The following is a 22,025-nucleotide window of genomic DNA, read 5'->3' on the forward strand; positions in this document are numbered from 1 at the left end:
CTTCTGTCCAGGGGCGCGGTCTCCCGGGGCCCCGGTACGAGGGGCTCCGGGGCGGCTCAGCCGAGCGCGGCGAACGCGCCGAGCGCCAGCCGGCGCAGCAGGGCGGCGGTGGCCGCGCGGCCGGGCAGGGCCCCGGGGCGGCCCAGGTGCGGGGTGGAGTTGAGCAGTCCGAAGACCGCGTGGACGGCGGCCCGCGCCTCCGCCTCGGCCGCCCGCGGGTACTCCCGGCGCACCACCTCGACCCACAGCTCCACGTACTGCCGCTGGAGCTGGCGGACCAGCTTGCGGTCGGATTCGCGCAGCCGGTCCAGCTCACGGTCGTGCAGGGTGATCAACGGGCGGTCGTCGAGCGCGAAGTCGGTGTGGCCGCGCACCAGCGAGTCGAGCGCCTCCCCGGAGCCGGCGGCCTCGGCCACCCGGCGCTTGCCCTCGGCGAGCAGCCGCCCGCTGATGCCGACGAGCAGCTCGGCCAGCATCGCGTCCTTCCCCGCGAAGTGGCGGTAGAGCCCGGGGCCGCTGATCCCGACCGCGGCGCCGATCTCGTCCACCCCGACGCCGTGGAACCCCCGCTCGGCGAAGAGCTGGGCGGCCTCCTTGAGGATCTGCTCGCGCCGGCTGGCACCGGCCCTGGTCGACTGCTGCATGAAAAAGATTCTAGACAGACAGGTTAGCGCGCGTTAACGTGTGGGCAGGAGGTTAACGGTCACTAACGCCACCGGCGTCCCATCCGGCCCGTCCGGTACGACGCCCGGGGCCGAGGCGGCCGTGTCTGGGGACGTCTGCGAGCAAGGGAGCTCGAAGGCCAATGCGTACGACCACTGGGGATCCGGGGACGGCGCTCCGGGCGGGGGCGCCGCCGGTGCTGGGCACCGCCGTCGATCCGGCGTCCGACGCCTACGCCGCCAACGCGGCGGCCCACCGGGAGCTCGCCGCCGAGCTGCGGGAGAAGCTGGCCACGGCCCGGCTGGGCGGCGGCGAACGGGCCCGGGCGCGCCACACCGCGCGTGGCAAGCTCCTCCCCCGCGACCGGGTCGACGGGCTGCTCGACCCCGGCTCGCCCTTCCTCGAACTGGCCCCGCTGGCCGCCGACGGCATGTACGACGGGCAGGCCCCCGCCGCCGGGGTGATCGCCGGGATCGGCCGGGTGGCCGGCCGCGAGGTCGTGGTGGTCGCCAACGACGCCACGGTCAAGGGCGGCACCTACTACCCGATGTCGGTCAAGAAGCACCTGCGCGCCCAGGAGGTCGCGCTGGAGAACCGGCTGCCCTGCGTCTACCTGGTCGACTCCGGCGGCGCCTTCCTGCCCAAGCAGGACGAGGTCTTCCCGGACCGCGAGCACTTCGGCCGGATCTTCTACAACCAGGCCACCATGTCCGCCCGCGGCATCCCGCAGATCGCCGCCGTCATGGGGTCGTGCACGGCCGGCGGCGCCTACGTGCCCGCGATGAGCGACCAGGCGGTGATCGTCCGCGACCAGGGCACCATCTTCCTGGGCGGCCCGCCGCTGGTGAAGGCGGCCACCGGAGAGGTGGTCACCGCCGAGGAGCTGGGTGGCGGCGAGGTGCACGCCAAGGTCTCCGGCGTCACCGACCACCTCGCGGAGAACGACGCGCACGCGCTGCGGCAGGTCCGCGAGATCGTGGCCACCCTGCCCGCCCGGCCCCCGCTGCCCTGGCCGGTCGCCCCGGTCGAGGAGCCGGTGGTCGACCCCGCCGGCCTGTACGGCGCGGTCCCGGCCGACCCCCGCACCCCCTACGACGTGCGCGAGGTCATCGCCCGGCTGGTGGACGGCAGCCGGTTCGCCGAGTTCAAGGCGGAGTACGGCACCACGCTGGTCACCGGCTTCGCACGGCTGCACGGCCACCCGGTCGGCATCGTGGCCAACAACGGCATCCTGTTCGGCGAATCGGCGCTCAAGGGCGCCCACTTCATCGAGCTGTGCGACCAGCGCGGCATCCCGCTGGTCTTCCTCCAGAACATCTCCGGCTTCATGGTCGGCCGGCAGTACGAGGCCGGCGGCATCGCCAAGCACGGCGCCAAGATGGTCACCGCGGTGGCCTGCACCCGGGTGCCCAAGCTGACGGTGGTGATCGGCGGCTCCTACGGCGCCGGCAACTACTCGATGTGCGGCCGGGCCTACTCCCCCCGCTTCATGTGGATGTGGCCCAACGCCAAGATCTCGGTCATGGGCGGTGAGCAGGCCGCCTCGGTGCTCGCCACCGTCAAGCGCGACCAGCTCGAAGCGGCCGGCGAGAGCTGGCCCGCCGACGAGGAGGAGCGCTTCAAGGCGCCCATCCGCGCCCAGTACGAGGAACAGGGCAACGCCTACTACGCCACCGCCCGGCTGTGGGACGACGGCGTCATCGACCCGCTGCAGACCCGCACGGTGCTCGGCCTCGCCCTGACCGCCTGCGCCAACGCGCCGCTGCCGCAGCGCGATCCGGGCGCTCCCGGCTACGGCGTCTTCCGGATGTAGGGGGGAACACCAGATGTTCGACACCGTACTCGTGGCCAACCGGGGCGAGATCGCCGTCCGGGTGATCCGCACCCTGCGCCGTCTCGGCATCCGCTCGGTCGCCGTCTTCAGCGACGCCGACGCCCGGGCCCGCCATGTCGCCGAGGCCGACACCGCGGTGCACATCGGCCCCACCCCGGCGGTCGGCAGCTACCTGTCCGTGGAGCGCCTGCTGGAGGCCGCCGCCCGCACCGGGGCCCAGGCGGTCCACCCGGGGTACGGCTTCCTCGCGGAGAACGCGCGGTTCGCCCGGGCCTGCGCCGAGGCGGGGCTGGTCTTCATCGGGCCGCCGGCCGACGCCATCGAGCTGATGGGCGACAAGATCCGCGCCAAGGAGACCGTCCGCGCCGCGGGCGTACCGGTGGTCCCCGGCAGCGACGGCAGCGGCCTGACCGACGGCCAACTCATCGCCGCGGCCCGGGAGATCGGCACCCCGGTGCTGCTCAAGCCGTCCGCGGGCGGCGGCGGCAAGGGCATGCGGCTGGTGCACGACCCCGCGCTGCTGGCCGAGGAGATCGCGGCGGCCCGGCGGGAGGCGCGCGGTTCCTTCGGCGACGACACGCTGCTGGTCGAGCGGTGGATCGAAGGCCCCCGCCACGTCGAGATCCAGGTCCTCGCCGACGGCCACGGCCAGGTGATCCACCTCGGTGAGCGCGAGTGCTCGTTGCAGCGCCGCCACCAGAAGGTGATCGAGGAGGCCCCCTCCGTCCTGCTGGACGAGGCCACCCGGGCCGCCATGGGCGAGGCCGCCGTGCAGGCCGCCCGGTCCTGCGGCTACGTGGGCGCCGGCACCGTGGAGTTCATCGTGCCCGGCGCCGACCCGGGTGCCTACTGCTTCATGGAGATGAACACCCGCCTCCAGGTGGAGCACCCGGTGACGGAGCTGATCACCGGGCTGGACCTGGTGGAGTGGCAGGTACGGATCGCCGGTGGCGAGCCGCTCCCCTTCGGCCAGGCGGAGGTGGTCCTCGACGGGCACGCCGTGGAGGCCCGGATCTGCGCCGAGACCGCCCGGGTCACCGCGGCCCCGGACGGCTCCCGGGTCGACTTCCTGCCCTCGGCCGGCCGGGTGCTGGCGCTGCGCGAACCTCAGGGCGAGGGGGTCCGCACGGACTCCGGGCTCGCGGTGGACACCGAGGTCGGCACCGCCTACGACCCCATGCTGGCCAAGGTGATCGCCCACGGCCCCGACCGGGCCACCGCGCTGCGCCGGCTGCGGGCGGCCCTGGCGGAGACCACGGTGCTGGGGGTCGACACCAACACCGGTTTCCTGCGTCGGCTGCTGGCCCACCCCGCCGTGGCCGCCGGGGAGTTGGACACCGGGCTGATCGGCCGCGAGGCGGCCACGCTGGTCGACGCCGGCGTGCCCGACGAGGTCTACGGGGCCGCCGCGCTGCTGCGCCAGGCCGCGCTGGCGCCGCCCGAGGACGGCTGGCGCGACCCGTTCTCGGTGCCCAGCGGCTGGCGGCTGGGCGCGGAGCCGGCCTGGACTCGCCATCCCCTGCGGGTGCCGGGCCACGAGCCGGTGACGGTCGCCGTGCGCGACGGCGAGGTGCGGATCGGGGACGCCGAGCCGGTGGCCGCCGCGCTGCACACCGACGGCGACCGGGTGATACTGCACTGGGCCGGGGTCACCCACCTCTTCCGCCACGCCGGTGACTGGCTGGGCCGGGACGGGGACGCCTGGCAGGTCGCCGACCACGACCCGGTCGAGGCGGCGTTGCACGGCGGTTCGGCGGCGGCCCACGCCGGAACGCTCACCGCCCCGATGCCGGGCACGGTCACCGTGGTCAAGGTGGCCCCCGGGGACGAGGTGAGCGCGGGCCAGTCGCTGCTGGTGGTGGAGGCGATGAAGATGGAGCACGTCATCGCCGCCCCGCACGACGGCACCGTCACCGAGCTGGACGTCACCCCCGGCAGCACGGTGGCTATGGACCAGGTGCTCGCGGTGGTGCTGCCCACCGCCTCCGCCGAGGAGGAACGGTCATGACCGGTGTCGCCCTGCCCGCCCCCGGGCTGCCGATGGCCGTCCCCCAGGAGGGGCTGCCGGCCCGGGTGCGCATTCACGAGGTCGGCGCCCGGGACGGGTTGCAGAACGAGAAGTCGACGGTGCCCACCGAGGTCAAGGCCGAGTTCATCCGCCGGCTCGCCGAGGCGGGGCTGACCACCATCGAGGCGACCAGCTTCGTCCACCCCAAGTGGGTGCCCCAACTGGCCGACGCGGAGCGGCTGATGCCCCTGGTCTCTGGCCTCGGGGTGCGGCTGCCGGTGCTGGTCCCCAACGAACGGGGGCTGGAGCGGGCGCTCGCCCTCGGGGTGCGGGAGGTCGCGGTCTTCGGCAGCGTCACCGAGTCGTTCGCCAAGGCCAACCTCAACCGCACGGTGGACGAGTCGCTGGCCATGTTCGAGCCGGTGGTGGCCAAGGCCCGGCAGGCCGGGGCGCGGGTGCGCGGCTACCTGTCGATGTGCTTCGGCGACCCGTGGGAGGGCGCGGTGCCCGTCCCCCAGGTGGTCGCGGTTGCCCGGCGCCTGGCCGACCTGGGGTGCCAGGAGCTGAGCCTGGGCGACACCATCGGGGTGGCCACCCCCGGCCACGTCGCCGCGTTGCTGACGGCGCTGGGCGAGGCGGGGCTCGGGCCGGAGCGGCTCGCCGTCCACTTCCACGACACCTACGGCCAGGCGCTCGCCAACACCCTGGCCGCGCTGCGCCACGGCGTGGCCACGGTGGACGCCTCCGCCGGCGGGCTGGGCGGCTGCCCGTACGCCAGGAGCGCCACCGGAAACCTCGCCACCGAAGACCTGGTCTGGATGCTGAACGGCCTCGGCATCGACACCGGGGTCGATCTGACCCGCCTCACCGCCACCAGCGTGTGGATGGCGGAACAACTGGGCCGACCCAGCCCGTCCCGTACCGTTCGCGCCCTCTCCCACGAGGAGTCGTCATGACGACCGACCACCGGCTGCCCGCCGAGTACGAGGAACTGCGCCGCACCGTCGAGGAGTTCGCGCACGACGTCGTCGCGCCCAAGATCGGCGAGTACTACGAGGACCACGAGTTCCCGTACGAGATCGTGCGCGAGATGGGGCGGATGGGGCTGTTCGGGCTGCCGTTCCCGGAGGAGTACGGGGGCATGGGCGGCGACTACTTCGCGCTGTGCATCGCGCTGGAGGAGCTGGCCCGGGTCGACTCCTCGGTGGCGATCACCCTGGAGGCGGGGGTGTCGCTGGGCGCGATGCCGATCTACCGGTTCGGTACGCCGGAGCAGAAGCGCACCTGGCTGCCGCGGCTGTGCTCCGGGGAGCGGCTGGGCGCCTTCGGGCTGACCGAGCCGGAGGGCGGTTCCGACGCGGGCGGCACCCGGACCACCGCGCGGCTGGACGAGTCCACCGGCGAGTGGGTGATCAACGGCACCAAGTGCTTCATCACCAACTCGGGCACCGACATCACCGCCCTGGTGACGGTGACCGCGGTCACCGGCCGCAAGCCGGACGGGCGCCCCGAGATCTCGTCGATCATCGTGCCCTCCGGCACCCCCGGGTTCACCGTGGCCAAGCCGTACTCCAAGGTCGGCTGGAACGCCTCGGACACCCGGGAGTTGTCGTTCACCGACTGCCGGGTGCCCAAGGAGAACCTGCTGGGCGAGATCGGCCGGGGCTACGCCCAGTTCCTGCGGATACTGGACGAGGGCCGGATCGCGATCTCGGCGCTGGCCACCGGGCTGGCCCAGGGCTGTGTGGACGAGTCGCTGGCGTACGCCAAGACCCGGCAGGCGTTCGGACGGCCGATCGGCGCCAACCAGGCGGTGCAGTTCAAGCTGGCCGACATGGAGATGCGGGCCCACACCGCCCGGCTGGCCTGGCGGGACGCGGCCTGGCGGCTGCTGAGCGGCGACCCCTTCAAGAAGGAGGCGGCGCTCGCCAAGCTCTACTCCTCCGAGATCGCGGTCACCAACGCCCGGGAGGCCACCCAGATCCACGGCGGCTACGGCTTCATGAACGAATACCCGGTGGCCCGCTTCTGGCGTGACTCCAAGATCCTGGAGATCGGCGAGGGCACCAGCGAGGTGCAGCGCATGCTGATCGCCAGAGAGCTGGGCCTCCCCACGGCGTAGCCCTCGGAAGCGGCCACGATCACGCTCATCCCTGCCCGATATCGGGCAGGGATGTTGCGTTTCCGGGGGCGGATCGCGCAGGATACAGCGGTGCTCGAACGCCGGACGCCCCATGACGACCTGATCGACCACCTGGTGCGCACCACACCGCTGCGACGCGGGGAGGCCGCCAGGGTGGTGCTGGACGTGCTGGCGTACTTCGACGAGCCGGCGGAGGAGTACGTCCGCCGGCGCCATCGCGAACTCCAGGCACGCGGGCTGGCGAACCCGGAGATCTTCGAGCGGATCGCCGAGGAGTTGCCGCACCGCGTGGTGGCCGCGCCGCAGTACTCGCTGCGTCAGCTGCGGCGCATCGTCTACGGCTGACCGGCCGGAGCCGGCCGGCCGCTGATCGTTAGCGGCGGGCGCGCTCCGTCCGGGCCGCGTTCTTCCGGCACCCGTTCTTCAGGGCCGCATTTCTCAGGCACGCATTTCTCAGGCACGCATTTCTACGGGAGGGACCACCATGTGCGGAATCGTGGGATACATCGGCAAGCGTGACGCCGCTCCGCTGCTGCTGGAGGGGTTGCAGCGGCTGGAGTACCGGGGTTACGACTCGGCCGGGGTCGTGGTCACCGGCAAGTCGGGCGGACTGAAGACCGTCAAGGCCAAGGGGCGGGTGCGGGAGCTGGAGGCCCGGCTGCCGAAGCGGTTCGCCGGCACCACCGGGATCGCCCACACCCGTTGGGCCACCCACGGCGCGCCCAGCGACGAGAACGCCCACCCGCACCTGGACGCCACCGGCGAGGTCGCGGTGGTGCACAACGGCATCATCGACAACGCCGCCGAGCTGCGGGCCAAACTGGCCGCCGACGGCGTGGAGTTCGCCTCGGAGACCGACTCGGAGGTGCTGGCCCATCTGATCGGCCGCTCCTCGGCAAAGACCCTGGAGGCCAAGGTCCAGCAGGCGCTCTCCCGGGTGGAGGGCACCTACGGCATCGCCGTGCTCCACCAGGGGTTCGCCGACCGCGTCGTGGTGGCCCGCAACGGCTCCCCGGTGGTGCTGGGCATCGGCGAGCACGAGATGTTCGTCGCCTCCGACGTGGCCGCGCTGGTCCGCCACACCCGCCAGGTGATCACCTTGGACGACGGGGAGATGGCCACCCTCAAGGCCGGTGAGTACCGCACGTACACCACCGAGGGCAGCCGCACGTCGGCCGAGCCGACCACCATCGAGTGGGAGGCCGAGTCCTACGACATGGGCGGCCACGACACCTACATGCACAAGGAGATCTTCGAACAGCCGGACGCGGTCGACCGGGTGCTGCGCGGGCGGATCGACGACCGGTTCGCCACCGTGCGCCTGGGCGGCCTCGGGATCGACGCGCGCGAGGCGCGGGCGGTGCGCCGGGTGAAGATCCTCGGCTGCGGTTCGGCGTACTACGCCGGGCAGATCGGCGCCCAGTTGATCGAGGAGCTGGCCAGGATCCCGGCGGACGCCGAGCCGGCCAGCGAGTTCCGGTACCGCAACGCGGTGGTGGACCCGGACACGCTGTACATCGCGGTGAGCCAGTCCGGCGAGACGTACGACACGCTGGCCGCGGTGCAGGAGTTGAAGCGCAAGGGCGCCCGGGTGCTGGGCGTGGTCAACGTGGTCGGCAGCGCGATCGCCCGGGAGGCGGACGGCGGCATCTACGTGCACGCCGGCCCCGAGGTGTGCGTGGTCTCCACCAAGTGCTTCACCAACACCGCGGTGGCCTTCGCGCTGCTGGCGCTCCACCTCGGCCGGGTGCGGGACCTGTCGGTCAGCGACGGCAAGCGGATCATCGCGGGGCTGCGCCGGCTGCCGGGGCAGATCGCCGAGATCCTGGCCGGCGAGGCGGAGATCGCCCGGCTGGCCCGGACGTACGCCACGGCGCGCAGCATGATGTTCGTGGGACGGGTGCGGGGTTACCCGGTGGCCCGGGAGGCCGCGCAGAAGCTCAAGGAGGTCAGCTATGTGCACGCCGAGGCGTACCCGGCCTCGGAGCTCAAGCACGGCCCGCTGGCGCTCATCGAGCCCGAGGTGCCCTCGGTGGCGGTGGTCCCCGACGACGACCTGCTGGAGAAGAACCGGGCGACCCTGGAGGAGATCAAGGCGCGCAGTGGCCGGATCCTTGCGGTGGCCCACCAGCCGCAGGAGGCCGCCGACGACACCCTCGTCGTCCCGCGCAACGAGGTGGAACTCGACCCGATCCTGCTGGGTGTCCCGCTCCAACTCTTCGCGTACCACGCGGCGTTGGCCCTCGGCCGGGACATCGACAAGCCGCGCAATCTGGCCAAGTCGGTCACGGTCGAGTAGCCGGCGGTACGGGCCCCGGCGGACATCCGCCGGGGCCCTACGGGATCACGATCACCGGGCGCTGGGCGCGGCGGGCCAGGCGGCCGGCCACCGAGCCGAAGATCTTGCCGATGATGCCGTGGGTGCTGCCGACCACGATGGCGTCGGCGGCGTACTCGCGGCCGACCTCCTCCAGTTCGTGGCAGATGTCGCCGCCGCGCTCCACCAGGATCCAGGAGACGTCGCACAGGTAGTCGGCGCAGGCCAGTTCCAGGCCGAGCACCTCGGTGCGGTGGTCGGGGACGTCCACGAAGACCGGGGGCTCGCAGCCGGCCCACACGGTGGCCGGCAGCCGGTTGGCGACGTGCACGATGATCAGGCCGGAACCCAGGCGGCGGGCCATGCCGATGGCATAGGCGAGCGCCCGTTCGCTGGAGAGGGAGCCGTCGAAGCCGACGACGACGCCGTGCTGGAAGGCCGGGTCGCAGGAATGACGCGTTTCGGTGTCCGCCCGGCGTTCCGCCGTGGGATCGGCGAGCGGTTTGCCGTCGGCGGGGTCGGGGAGCTCGTATCCGGCCATGATGGGGTTTTTCGGCGAAGGCGGCGCGGGAGGCGCCGCTGAAGCGGACAACGACAGCGGTGGCCGCGGGACCGGCTTTTTGGCCGGTTAGGGCGTTGCCCTCCCGCTGCCTCCAGAGTACGGCGGCGGCGCGTCGCTGCACAGATGCGCCGAGTGATTCACCGCAAGGTGTACTACCCGGAGTTTCCGAGAGAATGCCGGAGCTCGGCGCGAAGCGCAACGCCTCATGCCGGACCGGTCATCGCCGCACACCGCCGGACGGCGTAACGGAACCAATCCGTCCGGCCGTGGAAATGCCGTATGCCGTGGGGATCACAGCGCGCCGGAAACGGCCCGGGCGGCCGGTCCGGAGCACGCCGGCACCGGTCATGGGCGCCGTGCGCCGCCGGGTACGCCGTCCCGCGCTCCGGGCGCCGGGGGCGGGCCCGCCACCCCGGTGGGCGGCGCCGAAGGCGCGCGCGGAATGCGGTCGCGCCCCAGAGCGCACAACCGCGCACCACAACGGAGTTCGGTCAGGTCTTACGATTCTTTTCGGCCAACTTGCCGCACCCGTGCGCCCATCGCCCACACCGCTCCGTAACTCCCCCGTCACCAGCGCGAATGTCCTGACGGGGGGCGCACGAAGCGCTCCGCACCGGGGAGTTACCGGGCCATGCCGCCAAGGCGTACTTCCCAGCGGGCGCTACGAGTGCAACGCTTCGTGATCGAACGCTTCGCGCCAAGTTGTCATGTCGACTTAGTACCGGATGGTGAACTTGTCACCTCATCCTGAGCGAACACAGTAGATTCGATCTTGGGTAACACGGCGGGGGAAACGTGCAGTACCGAAAGGACGTTGCGTCGACCGAGGGGGGCTCATCCGCCATGACCCAGGACTCCAGGACCGGAGCGGCGACGGAGGCCACGACCCCGTCCCCCGCCCGCACCGCCACGGCCACCGCCACCGGTGGTGCGACCGCCGTCCGCAAACTCTCCGCACGGCGCCGCAAGGAAGTCGTCGCCGTGCTGATGTTCAGCGGCGGCCCGATCTTCGAGAGTTCCATCCCGCTGTCCGTCTTCGGCGTCGACCGCCAGGACGCCGGGGTTCCGCGTTACCGGCTGCTGGTCTGCGCGGGCGAGGACGGCCCGCTGCGCACCACCGGCGGCCTGGAGCTGACCGCTCCGTACGGACTGGACGCCCTGGGACGGGCGGGCACCGTCGTCGTCCCGGCCTGGCGTTCCATCTCCCAGCCGCCGCCCGCCGCCGCGCTCGCCGCGCTGCGCCGGGCCCACGAGGAGGGCGCGCGGATCATCGGCCTGTGCACCGGCGCCTTCGTGCTGGCCGCCGCCGGGCTGCTGGACGGCCGTCCGGCCACCACGCACTGGATGTACGCGCCGACGCTGGCCAAGCGCTACCCGTCGGTCCACGTCGACCCGCGGGAGCTCTTCGTCGACGACGGCGACATCCTCACCTCGGCGGGGACCGCGGCCGGTATCGACCTGTGCCTGCACGTGGTGCGCACCGACCACGGCGCGGACGCGGCCAACGCGCTCGCCCGCCGGCTGGTGGTGCCGCCCCGGCGCGGGGCCGGGCAGGAGCGCTACCTGGACCGGTCCTTACCCGAGGAGATCGGCGGGGATCCGCTCGCCGAGGTGGTGGCGTGGGCGCTGGAGCATCTGCACGAGCAGTTCGACGTCGAGACGCTGGCCGCCCGCGCGTACATGAGCCGCCGCACCTTCGACCGCCGGTTCCGCTCGCTCACCGGCAGCGCCCCGTTGCAGTGGCTGATCACCCAGCGGGTGCTCCAGGCGCAGCGGCTGCTGGAGACCTCCGACTACTCGGTGGACGAGGTCGCCGGGCGCTGCGGATTCCGTTCCCCGGTCGCGCTGCGCGGGCACTTCCGGCGGCAGCTGGGGGCCTCCCCGGCCTCGTACCGTTCGGCGTTCCGGGCCCGCCGGCCGCAGGAGGCGGAGCGGGGCGAACGGGACGGGCGCGGCGAGCGCGCGGAGCGGTTCGACCGGATCGAGCGGGACGGCCGCGGCGAGCGGATGGAGCGCGGCGACCCGCGCGGTGATCTGCTGCCGCATCCACGCCGCGCCGACGGCGACGGCCCCGGCCGCGGCGAGCCGGAGGTGTACGCCGCCCGCCAGTCCGAGCACGGCCGGGCGGAGGGCCCCGAGGTGGCCGGCGCCCCCGGTTCGTCCGTTCCGGCGCGGCTGCGCGGCGACCGGGGTGAGCGCGGCGCCCGGCTCGCGGCACGGCGGGCGGCCGGGCGCGGCCTGGGCCCGTCGCTGGCCCAGGGGGCCGCGGGGCTGACCCAGGCGGGCGGGCGCGGCCCGACGCTCCCGGCACCGTGGGATCGCCCCTTAGGGTGAGACGTATGAACGACCGGATGGTGTGGATCGACTGCGAAATGACCGGGCTCTCGCTGCGCCATGACGCGCTGATCGAGGTGGCGGCCCTGGTGACCGACTCCGAGCTGAACGTGCTCGGGGACGGGGTGGACATCGTGATCAAGCCGCCGGCCGAGGCGCTGGAGACGATGCCGGAGGTGGTGCGCGCCATGCACACCGCCTCCGGCCTGCTGGACGAGCTGCCCGGCGGCACCACACCGGCCGAGGCGGAGCAGGCGGTGCTGGAGTACGTGCGCCAGTACGTGAAGGAGCCGCGCAAGGCGCCGCTGTGCGGCAACTCGGTCGGCACCGACCGGGGCTTCCTCGCCCGGGACATGCCGGCCCTGGAGCAGCATCTGCACTACCGGATCATCGACGTCTCCTCGGTCAAGGAGCTCTCCCGCCGCTGGTATCCGCGGGCGTACTTCAACGCCCCGCGGAAGAACGGCAACCACCGGGCGCTGGCCGACATCCGGGAGAGCATCGCGGAGCTGCGCTACTACCGGGAGGCGGTCTTCGTACCGGCGCCCGGCCCGGACAGCGAGACGGCGCGGACCATCGCGGCCAAGTACGTCCTGCCCGGCCAGGAGCCGCAGGGGTAGTCGCCGGGGTCCCGGGCCCGCTGGTCCGGGGCCCGGACGGCGGGTGTGCGCGAGCACCCCCCGAAACCCTGTATGCTTCTTCTCGGCCGGTGCGGGAAAGCGCCGGTCATGGTGGGTGTAGCTCAGCTGGTAGAGCACCTGGTTGTGGTCCAGGATGTCGCGGGTTCGAGTCCCGTCACTCACCCCAGCCGATGAAGGGCCCGACCCGGGAGACCGGGTCGGGCCTTTCTCGCATGAACGGCCGGCCGAGGGCGGGAAGGGATCAGCACGTTGAGCAAGCAGGACGTTGGTCAGGCCACCGGGATCGAGGAGTCGGCCCGGCAGGAGTTGCTGCGGCTGCGGGCCAGCATCGACAACCTGGACGCGGCTCTGGTGCATCTGCTCGCCGAGCGCTTCAAGTGCACCCAGGCGGTCGGCCGGCTCAAGGCGGCGCACGACCTGCCGCCGGCCGACCCGGCGCGGGAGGTGACGCAGATCGCACGGCTGCGGCAGCTCGCCGAGGAGGCCCATCTCGACCCGTCGTTCGCGGAGAAGTTCCTCAACTTCATCATCGAAGAGGTGGTGCGCCACCACCGGGCGATCGCCGAGCAGTCCGCGTCGCAGGAGACGCCGCGGGGCTGACGCCCGGCGGTGGCGGCGCTCAGCCGCCGTAGGCCGCGAACGCCTTGGCGAAGTCGCCGGGGTTCTGGGTGATCGAGGAGCAGGTGGCGTCGGCGTAGTTCTTGGCGCCGCCCGCGCACTGCTTGTCGCGGGTGGCCGACCACATCGACAGCCACGCCAGCCCCTTGGACTTGGCGAACGAGGCCAGTTCGGCGGCGTCGGCGACGGTGAAGGTCTCCGCGGCGACGTCGTTGACGCCGATCATCGGGGTGACGGCGACCTTCTTCCAGGCGGCGGTGTCGGTGACCCCGAGGACGCTCTTGACCTGGGCCTGGGTGGCGGTGGCGGCGTCGATGGCGTACCGGCCCATGTCGCCGCTGTAGGAGGCGCCGTAGTCCATCGCCATCACGTTGACGGCGGCGACGTCCACGCCCTGGGCCTTGGCGTCGGTCAGCAGGTCGACGCCGTCCTGGGTGAGCCCGGTGGGCATCACCGGCAGGGTGTAGGAGACCTCCAGGCCGGGGTGGTCGTGCTGGAGGCGGGCGATGGCCTGGGCGCGGCGGGTGTTGGCGGCGGTGTCGGCCAGGGCGCCGCCCTCGACGTCGAAGTCGACCTTGGTGAGCCGGTAGGCGTCGATCACCTTGCCGTAGGCGGCGGCCAGGTCGGAGGCGGAGGAGCAGGCGGCGGCGAGTTCGGTGCCGTTGGCGCCGCCGAAGGAGACCCGTACGTCGCCGCCGGCCGCGCGCAGGTCGCCGATCCGGGCCGCCACCGCGTCGGCACCGAGGTCGGTCACCCCGCCCCACTTGGGGACGCAGCCGCCGCCGGAGGTGACGAAGGCCAGGTTGTACTGCTTGACCCCGGTCGCCTTGGCCTGCGCCACCAGGTCGTAGGGCGGGTAGAGGGAGGTGTCCACGTAGGGCGAGAAGCCGGCCGTGGCCGCGGTGCCGGTCCCGGTGCCGGAGGTCGGGGTGGGCGCGGGGCCGGTGGGGGACGCGGTCGGGGTGGGCGGCGCGGTGGTGGGCCGGCCGCTGGGGGTGGGGGCCGGGCCGCTGTCGACCGAACACGTGGCGCCGTCGATCAGGCAGCCGGCCGGGTCGGCGGCGCCGGTGACCACGAAGCCGACGGTGACCGAGCCGCCGGGGGCGACGGTGGCGTTCCAGTCCGCGGGCTTGACGGTGACCTGGTCGCCGTCGACGGTGTAGGTGCCGTTCCACAGCGAGCTGATGCGGCTGCCGGCCGGGAGCCGGAAGGAGAGCGTCCAGCCGGTCAGCGCCTGGCCGGTGGAGTTGCTGATCACGTACTGGCCGGTGTAGCCGCCGCTCCAGCCGCTGGTCCTGGAGTAGGCGGCACCGACCGGGGCGGCCTGGGCGGAGCCGGCCAGGGCGACGGCGGTCCCGGCCACCGCGGCGGCGGTGACCAGGCCGCCGATGAGCTTGACCCGGCGGCTGGGACGGCGGCGGTGCGAACTGCTCATGGTGTTGCCTGCCTTCGCGTGGTGGTGGGGGGCGGCAGCACGCTAACGGCAGGCAATCGGACAAAAGCCCAGTTCAGGCTGTGGGCGGCGGTTCTTATGGCGGCCTTAAGGAAGCGATCGGGTGAGGTAAAGGTTGGCTTTGTCCGCGGGGGGCGGCGCCGGACGGGACCTGGCCGCCCGCCGGCGTCCGGCGACCCGGTGGCCGCGCCGTCCACCGCCGGAACGGGGACGCAGCGCCAGCCAGAGGCGTACCTCGGTGCCGCCGAGCACCGAGGGGCCCAACGCCACGTCGCCGCCGGTGGATTCGGCGACCCGGCGCACGATGTCCAGGCCGAGTCCGGTGGAGCCGGGGCCGCCGTCGCCGTGGCCGCGGCGCAGCGCGGCGTCCGGGTCGGCGATGCCGGGGCCGGCGTCGGAGACGAGCAGGATCACCGCGTCCTCCCCGCTGTGCACGTCCACCGAGAAGGCGGTGCCCTCGGGGGTGTGGCGGAAGACGTTGCCGAGCAACGCGTCGAGGGCGGCGGCCAGTTCGGCGCGGGCCACCGGCACCCGGGCCGGGCGGTCGACGCCTGCGGTGCGCGCCCGGCGGCCCTGGTCCTCGGCGAGCGCGGACCAGAAGGCCATGCGTTCGCGGACCACCTCGGCGGCGTCGCAGCCGGCGGTGGCCGCGGCGGTGGCCGAGGTGTGCGCGCGGGCGGTGCGGATGATCTGGTCGACCTCGCGTTCGAGCTGGTCGACGGCGGCGCCGATCCGCCCGGCGGCGGGGCCCTCGCCGAGCGAGGCGGCGTCGAGCCGCAGCACGGTCAGCGGGGTGCGCAGCCGGTGCGACAGGTCGGCGGCCAACTCGCGTTCGTTGGCGAGCAGTTGGGAGACCTGGTCGGCCATGGCGTTGAACGCGGCGGCGGCGGAGCGCAGTTCGGCCGGGCCGTCCTCGCGCAGCCGCACCCCGAGGTCGCCGCGGCCCAGGTCGCGGGCGGCGGCGGCGAGCCGGACGGCGGGGCGCACCAGCCGGGTGCCGAGCCGGTCGGCGACCACCACCGAGCCGATCACCAGCCCCAGTCCGACCCCGCCGAGCACCAGCCAGGCGGCGGTGACCCCGCGGGCGAGGTCCTGGTCGGGGACGAAGACCTCCACCACGGCGACCGCGCCGGAGCCGACGGCGGTGGGTTGCAGCAGCGCGAAGCCGCCGGGCACGGCCGCCGTGGAGGCCCGGCCGAGCCGGGTGGTGGCGGCCAGTTCGGCGGCCGGGGCGCGGGGGTGGCCGATGACGGCGCCGGGGCGGGTGCCGTCGGCGGGGACGTGCACCGCGATCCGGCCGTCGGCGCCGGCCTGGGTGGAGGCCACCGCGCGTTCCAGCTGGGCGCGGTCGGTGGTGATGGCGAGCGCCGGGCCGATGGCGGCGGCCTGCCGTTCGGCGTTGGTCAGCGCCCGGTCTCGGGCCATTTCCCGCACCACCAGCCCCAGCGGCACCGCGAAGGCGAGCACCACCATCACGGTGACCGCGAGCACCACCTTGACCAGCGCCCATCTCATGCCGGCCGCCCCGGATCCGGGACGGCGGGCGGCTCCAGCTTGACGCCGACCCCGCGCACCGTGTGCAGGTAACGCGGGCGGGCCGCGGTCTCCCCCAGCTTGCGGCGCAGCCAGGACAGGTGGACGTCGATGGTCTGGTCGTCGCCGTAGGACTGCCGCCAGACCTCGGCGAGCAGCTCACGCCGGGCGACCACCACGCCGGGGCGGGCGGCGAGGTGGGCGAGCAGGTCGAACTCGCGCCGGGTCAGGTCGAGTACGGCGCCCTCCAGCGCCGCCTCGCGCCGCGCCACGTCCACCCGCAGCGCCCCGACTTCGAGGACCTGGGCGGACTGGGGCCCCCGGGCGCGCCGCAGCACCGCGGTCATCCGGGCGGACAGGTGCTGCACCGAGAACGGCTTGACGAGGTAGTCGTCGGCGCCGTCGTTGAGCAGCCGGACGATCTCGGCCTCGTCGTCCCGGGCGGTGGCCACGATGACGGGGACGTCGGTGACGGCCCGCAGCATCTTCAGCGCCTCCGCCCCGTCCAGGTCGGGCAGCCCGAGGTCGAGCACGACCAGGTCGAGGCGGACCTGGGCCGCCTCGCGCAGCGCCTGGAGCGCGGTGCCCACGCTGCGCACGGTGTGGCCGGCCTCGGTGAGGTGGCGGATGAGCGCCGAGCGTACGAACTGGTCGTCCTCGACCACGAGCACACTTGCCATGCCCGGCACCGTACCGGTGGGGCGATGCGGCAGGATGGGCGGCCATGCGAAGAGGATTGGCGCACGCCGGGGCGTGGGCGGCGGCCACCGGCACGGCGGTGGCGCTGTCGTGGCTGGGCGTGCACGCGGTGCTGGCGGGCACGGTCTACGATCCGCCGCGCGCCCTGCCGGTGCCGGCGGGCGGGCCGGGTGCGCAGCCGGTGCCCTCGGTGAGCGCGGTGGCCTCCGCGCCGCCCGCGCCGCGGCCCTCGGTGAGCGCTCCGGCGCGGCCGTCGCCGTCCGTTCCGCCCGCTCCGTCCACCCCGGCCGCGCCGTCGGCCACCCCGGGCAGCGGCGGCGGGGTGCGCGGCTACCAGGTCACCGGCGGCCGGGTCGCGCTCGACATGGGCGCCTCGTCGGCGACGCTGGTCTCGGCGACCCCGGAGCCGGGCTGGTCGATGCGGGTGTGGAAGCAACCGGGGTGGATCCGGGTGGACTTCACCTCCGGCAACCGCACCTCGTCGGTCTTCTGCACCTGGAACGGCCATCCGCCGACGGTGCAGACGTACGGTTCGTGAGCCCGCGGCGCGGCGCCGGTCAGTCGAAGGCGTCCGGCGGCGGGGCCGGCGAGGCGGTGGCGGTGGCGTCGCCGACCGGCTGGGCGCCGGCGGTGAAGTCGGCCAGGGCGCGGCCGTGTTCGAGGCGTCCGGGGTGCGGGTCGCAGGCGATCCGCCGGCTCAGCGCGGGGTACGGGGGCTCCTCGTCGCTGCCGAGCAGCAGCGCGTTGCCGAAGCGCCGGCCGCGCAGCACGGCGGGGTCGGCGGCCAGGCAGGCGTGGCGGAACCGGCCGCGTACGGTGGCGGCCTGGGAACGCAGGAAGGCGAGCCGGCCGCCGTCGGTGAGGTTGGCGGCGTAGGTGCCGCCCGGGCGCAGCACCCGGCGGACGGCGTCGAGGAACTCCCCGCTGGTCAGGTGGGCCGGGGTGCGGGCGCCGTGGAAGACGTCGGCGATCACCAGGTCGGCGTGGGCCTCGGGGAGCCTGGCGAGCCCTTCGCGGGCGTCCACCGGGCGGACCTTGATCCGCCAGGCGGGGTCCAGCGGCAGCTCCCGGCGGACCAGTTCGGTCAGCGGGGCGTCGATCTCCAGCACCTGCTGGGTGGAGCGCGGCCGGGTGGCGGCGACGTACCGGGGCAGGGTGAGCGCGCCGCCGCCGAGGTGGACCACGCGCAGCGGGCGTCCCGGCGGGGCGACCAGGTCGACCACGTGGCCCAGCCTGCGCTGGTAGGCGAAGTCGAGCCGGGCCGGGTCGTCGAGGTCGACGTGGGACTGGGGTGCGCCGTCGATCGTCAGCGACCAGGCGCGGGCCCGGTCGGGGTCGGGGACCAGCGCCGCCGTGCCGCCGCCGACGTCCGCGGTGACGCCGGTGGCCCGTGCCCTGGTGGTGCGTGCTGCCATCCGTCCAGTATGGGTGAGGCCCAGTGCCGCGTCGGCCAAGGTTTGCCCCGTCGCGACGCCCGGCACGGCGCCTCGCGGCGTTGCCGGATCAACCGAGTAGGCCCACTACGAAGCCGATCCGGCGCCTTGCGATCCACCGCACCGGACGCCGCTCCTTACCGGGCAAACCTTGGCCGACACGGCACTAGAGCTGGTCGGCGGCCTCAAGGGTGCGGGCGGCTTCGCCGAGGGCCTGGCGGAGCTGGGCGGGGTCGGTGACCTGGTGGCCGTCCTCGGGGCGGACGAGCCAGCCGGCGCCGGCCACCGGGGGGTCGTCGGTCCAGCGGCGGGCCCGGCCGTCGGTGCCGGTGCAGGCGCTGCCGGGCAGGTCCCAGCAGTCGGCGGTGCCGGGCGGCACCAGGAAGCCCAGGGTGTCCCCGGTGTGGTCGTGGAGCACCGGGCCGACGCCGGTGCGCAGCCGCAGGATGTCCACCGCCTCCAGGCCCTGCCGGGACGGCACGGTCACCAGGTCCCAGCAGTCCACGCCGGCCTCGCCGTCCGGGGCGGCCGGGACGGTCGTCGTCCCCGGGGCCGGGGCGGTGAACCGGCCGTACCGCTTCGCCGCGTACGGCCTGTGTGCCTCACCGGTGTCCAACACGGTGAACCCTCCTCGCAGTCGGGCGCGCCCTGCCTTGCCCCCTGACCAACGCGGAAGGACGTCAACGGCTACGGTTCCGTAACGCTGCAAAGGATGGCACTTCATGGCGAATCGCGGGTGAGATGTCCGTTTTGTAGTTGAAAACCCCCCGAGCGGCTCAGCGGAGCCGCTACGGTCGTGCCGCCGATCAGCCCGCAGCGCCGTCAGCGGAGGCCCGCCATGGCAACCTCACCGGCATCCCCGGCCCCCGGGGACGCCTCGCGCACGTCAGGCCCCAACTCCGCGTTCCGGCGGCTGCGCGGGGACCTGTCGCCGGGCGAGTTCGCGGCGGCGGTACGCCGGGCGGCGCGGGAGATCGGCGAGCGGGTGAGTTGCGACGCCCGTTACATCGGACGCGTGGAGGCCGGGGAGATCCGGTGCCCCAACTACGCGTACGAGCGGGTGTTCAAGCACATGTTTCCGGGCTACTCGCTCACCGAGATGGGGTTCGAGCCACGGGAGCGGGTGCGCGGCGGACGACGGTCGTCCCCGGCGGCCCGCGACCATCATCACAGTGACGAGGAGAGCGACGTGCTGCGTCGCGCATTCATGACCAGCGGCCCGGCGGTCGCGTTGTCCGCCGCGCTCCCTCCGGTGCCGGAGGTCTCCGGGCCGCGCCGGATCGGCGGCGGGGAGGTACGGGCGGTGGAGGAGGTGGTCAGATGCATCCGGGTGCTGGACGACCGGCACGGCGCCGACGACCTCTACCAGCGCGCCGGGCAATCACTGCGGGCCACCCACGAGTTGCTGGACCGGGCCGCGTACAACCGGGCCACGGCCGGCCGGCTGTTCACCGGGGCCGGTGAACTGGCCATCTCCGTCGGGTGGTTGGCGCACGACTGCGGACGTCCCGCGGACGCCCGCTCGCACTACGCGGAGGCGCTGGCCACCGCGCGCACCGCGGACGACGCCGGGCTGGAGGCGCACGCCTTCTCCAACCTGTCGTTCCTGGCCCGCGACGACGACCGGCCCCGGGAGGCGGTCCGGGCGGCGCAGGCCGGGCAGCAGGCGGCGCAGCGGGTCGGTTCGGCCCGGCTGTGCTCGCTGCTGGCGCTGCGGGAGGCGGGCGGCTGGGCGGTGCTCGGCGACCGGACGGCGTGCGAGCGGGCGCTGGCGCGGGCCGCGCGGCTGTACGCCCGGGGGCCGGGCGACGCGGATCCGGAGTGGATGACGTTCTACGGCGAGGCGGAGCTGGCCGGGCTGGAGGCGCAGTGCTGGTCCCGGCTGGGTGACGCGCGCCGGGCGGCGGACTGCGCCCGGCGCGCGGTGGCCCTGCAGGATCCGCACTTCAGCCGCAACATCGCGCTGTACAGCGCCCAGTTGGCCGGTGACCTGGCGGCCTGCGGGGAGCCGGAGGAGGCCGCCGAGGCCGGCCGGCAGGCGCTCGGTCTGCTGGACCAACGGGTGCGGTCCTCCCGGATCCAGGCGATGCTGCACGCCGCCGCCCGCAAGCTGCGCCCGTACGGTCACCGGGGCGCGGTGGGCGACTTCCTGGCCGGCCGTCCGGCGCCCCGGATGATCTGACCGCCCCGGACGTTCGCGCGGGGGCAGGTCAGTCGAGGTGGCCGGTGTCGTTCCAGCGCTCGACGGCGGGGGCGCCGTAGGCCCAGCCGAGGATGGAGAGCGAGGCGGGCGAAAGGCGCACGGTGGCGCCGAAGGCGAGGTCGTGGCCGAGCCAGCGGGCGCACAGCGCGCGCAGGAAGTGACCGTGGGCGAAGACCACCACGTCGCGGTCGGCCGAGCGGGCCCACTCGACGGTGTCGTCGGCCCGGGCGGCGACGTCGGCGACGCCCTCGCCCTCGGGGGCGCCGTCCCGCCAGATCAGCCAGCCGGGGCGGCGCTGCCGGATCTCCTCGGGGGTGAGCCCCTCGTAGGCGCCGTAGTCCCACTCGACGAGGGTGTCCCATTCCTTGGCGCGTTCGCCGAGGCCGGCCAGGTCGCAGGTCTCGCGGGCCCGGGAGAGCGGGCTGGTGCGCACCTCGACGTCGGCGCCGAGCAGTGCGCGCCAGGACGCGCGGTGGAGCCGGTCGCCGAGCAGGCGGGCGGTGCGCCGGCCCTCCTCGGTGAGGGGTATGTCGGTACGGCCGGTGTGCCGGCCGGTCCGTGACCAGTCGGTCTGGCCGTGCCGGACGAGCAGTATGCGCGGTGCCATCCCGGCGGGCCTCCTTGCGTTGCGCCGGTGAACGTGGTGCGCGGGCCCGTCGGGCCCGCGCCCCCATCATCGCTCACCCCTGCCCGGCGCCCGCCAGCAGCCCGTCGAGCAGGGCGTCGAGCCCGTGCTCGTACTGCTCCGTCCCGTGGTCCCGGCCGTTCTGCGCGGCGGCGACCTCGTCGGCGAGGTCCGTCAGATACGGGTAGCGCTCCGCGGGGAGAGCGGCCAGACGCGCCCGCAGCCGGGTGGCGCGGTCGGAGCCGGCGGGCGTACCGAGGTCTCCGGAGGCACCGGGTTCTTCGGAGTCGCCAGGGTCAACGGGCTTGCCGGGCGCGGCCGTTGCTCGCGGGGCGCAGGCGGCGGCTTGGCGGCCTCGGGCGGCCCACAGCGCGGAGCCGACGGTGTACTGCATCAGGGCGGTCTGCGCGCGGGCGGCGTCGCGGCGGCCGAGGCCGGCCCGCAGCATCAGTCCGAGCAGCCGGTCGACCACCGCCGTTCCCTCGTCGCCGTGGACCGGGCGCACGGTCACCAGCCGCAGCACCGAGGGGTGCTCGGCGAGCAGCCGGTAGACGGCCAGGCACAGGGCGCGGGCCTCCTCGCGGGGGGTGGCGCCGCTGCCCCGCGGCGGCAGTTCGACCTCGCCGAAGAGACGTTCGCGCACCGCGTCGACGATCTCGTCCTTGCCCCTGAAGTGGCTGTAGACGGCCATGGTACCGACGCCGAGGCGGGTCGCCAGGGCCCGCATGGTGAAGGCGTCGGGGCCGGCGTGGTCGAGCAGGTCGACGGCGGCGGTAAGGACGCGTTCGCGGTTGAGGCTGCCGCGCGGGGCACGGCGGCGGCGGGCGGACGCGGGATCCCGCGCCGGTCGGGTGGTGGCGGGCGCCGGCCGGTCGGTCGCGGGCGCCGGTTCTCCTGTCATCTGCGGCCTGGTCCCCGGCTCTGGTGAGGTGTGGGTGAACTGCTGGTTCCGGTGAGGC

General features: G+C 74.1%; 20 protein-coding genes and 1 tRNA gene. 12 read left to right on the forward strand and 9 right to left on the reverse strand.

From position 1 onward, the window contains the following. Positions 1 to 56: 56 nt before the first annotated feature. A complete protein-coding gene (locus SCATT_RS08610) occupies positions 57 to 644 on the reverse strand; it encodes an SACE_7040 family transcriptional regulator (RefSeq protein WP_014142611.1) in 588 nt (195 codons plus the stop codon). Positions 645 to 805: 161 nt separating this feature from the next. Here SCATT_RS08610 and SCATT_RS08615 point away from each other — a divergent pair, with 161 nt between their 5' ends. The 6 genes from SCATT_RS08615 (at position 806) to glmS (ending at position 8,947) form a co-directional block, all read left to right on the forward strand. Then, positions 806 to 2,476, forward strand: coding sequence for a carboxyl transferase domain-containing protein (locus SCATT_RS08615; protein ID WP_014142612.1), 1,671 nt, complete (start codon positions 806 to 808; stop codon positions 2,474 to 2,476). Between the two features lie 13 nt (positions 2,477 to 2,489). After that, positions 2,490 to 4,505: an acetyl/propionyl/methylcrotonyl-CoA carboxylase subunit alpha gene (locus SCATT_RS08620; protein ID WP_014142613.1), complete on the forward strand. Its 2,016-nt coding sequence runs from the start codon at positions 2,490 to 2,492 to the stop codon at positions 4,503 to 4,505. Further along, positions 4,502 to 5,461 (forward strand): hydroxymethylglutaryl-CoA lyase, encoded by a 960-nt coding sequence (locus SCATT_RS08625; protein WP_014142614.1) that lies wholly within the window; start codon positions 4,502 to 4,504, stop codon positions 5,459 to 5,461. The genes SCATT_RS08620 and SCATT_RS08625 overlap by 4 nt, the downstream gene beginning before the upstream one ends. Then, entirely contained in the window at positions 5,458 to 6,627 is a 1,170-nt protein-coding gene (locus SCATT_RS08630) for an acyl-CoA dehydrogenase family protein (RefSeq protein ID WP_014142615.1), read from the forward strand. The genes SCATT_RS08625 and SCATT_RS08630 overlap by 4 nt, the downstream gene beginning before the upstream one ends. A 90-nt stretch (positions 6,628 to 6,717) precedes the next feature. Continuing rightward, a complete protein-coding gene (locus SCATT_RS08635; protein WP_014142616.1) occupies positions 6,718 to 6,993 on the forward strand; it encodes a hypothetical protein in 276 nt (91 codons plus the stop codon). 139 nt (positions 6,994 to 7,132) lie between these two features. After that, a complete protein-coding gene (glmS, locus tag SCATT_RS08640; RefSeq protein WP_014142617.1) occupies positions 7,133 to 8,947 on the forward strand; it encodes a glutamine--fructose-6-phosphate transaminase (isomerizing) in 1,815 nt (604 codons plus the stop codon). A 37-nt stretch (positions 8,948 to 8,984) separates the two neighbouring features. Here the strand turns inward: glmS and SCATT_RS08645 are convergent, their stop codons facing one another. After that, positions 8,985 to 9,506, reverse strand: a complete 522-nt coding sequence (locus SCATT_RS08645; protein ID WP_014142618.1) for a universal stress protein — start codon at positions 9,504 to 9,506, stop codon at positions 8,985 to 8,987. An 864-nt stretch (positions 9,507 to 10,370) separates the two neighbouring features. On the opposite strand from SCATT_RS08645, the gene SCATT_RS08650 reads away from it, so the two are divergent. From SCATT_RS08650 to SCATT_RS08665, 4 genes are all read left to right on the forward strand, one after another. After that, positions 10,371 to 11,861, forward strand: a complete 1,491-nt coding sequence (locus tag SCATT_RS08650) for a GlxA family transcriptional regulator (protein WP_014142619.1) — start codon at positions 10,371 to 10,373, stop codon at positions 11,859 to 11,861. 5 nt (positions 11,862 to 11,866) lie between these two features. Beyond that, the gene (orn, locus tag SCATT_RS08655; protein WP_014142620.1) at positions 11,867 to 12,481 is read left to right on the forward strand and encodes an oligoribonuclease; all 615 of its coding nucleotides are present in this window, start codon (positions 11,867 to 11,869) and stop codon (positions 12,479 to 12,481) included. A 111-nt stretch (positions 12,482 to 12,592) separates the two neighbouring features. Further along, positions 12,593 to 12,668, forward strand: a tRNA-His gene (locus SCATT_RS08660). Positions 12,669 to 12,751: 83 nt separating this feature from the next. Next, the gene (locus SCATT_RS08665) at positions 12,752 to 13,102 is read left to right on the forward strand and encodes a chorismate mutase (RefSeq protein WP_014142621.1); all 351 of its coding nucleotides are present in this window, start codon (positions 12,752 to 12,754) and stop codon (positions 13,100 to 13,102) included. Between the two features lie 19 nt (positions 13,103 to 13,121). On the opposite strand, the gene SCATT_RS08670 is transcribed toward SCATT_RS08665, so the two are convergent. The 3 genes from SCATT_RS08670 to SCATT_RS08680 all read right to left on the reverse strand — a co-directional run bounded on the left by SCATT_RS08670 (position 13,122) and on the right by SCATT_RS08680 (position 16,786). Continuing rightward, positions 13,122 to 14,555, reverse strand: a complete 1,434-nt coding sequence (locus tag SCATT_RS08670) for a cellulose binding domain-containing protein (RefSeq protein ID WP_014142622.1) — start codon at positions 14,553 to 14,555, stop codon at positions 13,122 to 13,124. Between the two features lie 105 nt (positions 14,556 to 14,660). After that, positions 14,661 to 16,088, reverse strand: coding sequence for a sensor histidine kinase (locus SCATT_RS08675; RefSeq protein WP_014142624.1), 1,428 nt, complete (start codon positions 16,086 to 16,088; stop codon positions 14,661 to 14,663). Beyond that, positions 16,085 to 16,786, reverse strand: coding sequence for a response regulator transcription factor (locus SCATT_RS08680; protein WP_041824571.1), 702 nt, complete (start codon positions 16,784 to 16,786; stop codon positions 16,085 to 16,087). Before SCATT_RS08680 ends, SCATT_RS08675 begins: the two co-directional genes overlap by 4 nt. Before the next feature lie 44 nt (positions 16,787 to 16,830). Here SCATT_RS08680 and SCATT_RS08685 point away from each other — a divergent pair, with 44 nt between their 5' ends. Further along, on the forward strand, positions 16,831 to 17,343 hold the full coding sequence (locus SCATT_RS08685; RefSeq protein ID WP_014627722.1) for a hypothetical protein: 513 nt from the start codon (positions 16,831 to 16,833) through the stop codon (positions 17,341 to 17,343). Between the two features lie 19 nt (positions 17,344 to 17,362). Here the strand turns inward: SCATT_RS08685 and SCATT_RS08690 are convergent, their stop codons facing one another. Both SCATT_RS08690 and SCATT_RS08695 read right to left on the reverse strand, forming a co-directional pair. Next, positions 17,363 to 18,220 carry a spermidine synthase gene (locus SCATT_RS08690; RefSeq protein ID WP_014142628.1) on the reverse strand — a complete coding sequence of 286 codons (858 nt, stop codon included), beginning with the start codon at positions 18,218 to 18,220 and terminating at the stop codon, positions 17,363 to 17,365. 184 nt (positions 18,221 to 18,404) lie between these two features. Beyond that, positions 18,405 to 18,857: a hypothetical protein gene (locus SCATT_RS08695; protein WP_014142629.1), complete on the reverse strand. Its 453-nt coding sequence runs from the start codon at positions 18,855 to 18,857 to the stop codon at positions 18,405 to 18,407. A 219-nt stretch (positions 18,858 to 19,076) separates the two neighbouring features. Here SCATT_RS08695 and SCATT_RS08700 point away from each other — a divergent pair, with 219 nt between their 5' ends. Continuing rightward, the gene (locus tag SCATT_RS08700) at positions 19,077 to 20,420 is read left to right on the forward strand and encodes a hypothetical protein (protein ID WP_014142630.1); all 1,344 of its coding nucleotides are present in this window, start codon (positions 19,077 to 19,079) and stop codon (positions 20,418 to 20,420) included. Between the two features lie 28 nt (positions 20,421 to 20,448). Here the strand turns inward: SCATT_RS08700 and SCATT_RS08705 are convergent, their stop codons facing one another. Further along, entirely contained in the window at positions 20,449 to 21,048 is a 600-nt protein-coding gene (locus tag SCATT_RS08705; RefSeq protein ID WP_014142631.1) for a histidine phosphatase family protein, read from the reverse strand. A gap of 73 nt (positions 21,049 to 21,121) precedes the next feature. Continuing rightward, a complete protein-coding gene (locus SCATT_RS08710; RefSeq protein WP_014142632.1) occupies positions 21,122 to 21,967 on the reverse strand; it encodes a TetR/AcrR family transcriptional regulator in 846 nt (281 codons plus the stop codon). Positions 21,968 to 22,025: the final 58 nt, after the last annotated feature.

The organism is Streptantibioticus cattleyicolor NRRL 8057 = DSM 46488 (assembly GCF_000240165.1).
Taxonomy (GTDB): domain Bacteria; phylum Actinomycetota; class Actinomycetes; order Streptomycetales; family Streptomycetaceae; genus Streptantibioticus; species Streptantibioticus cattleyicolor.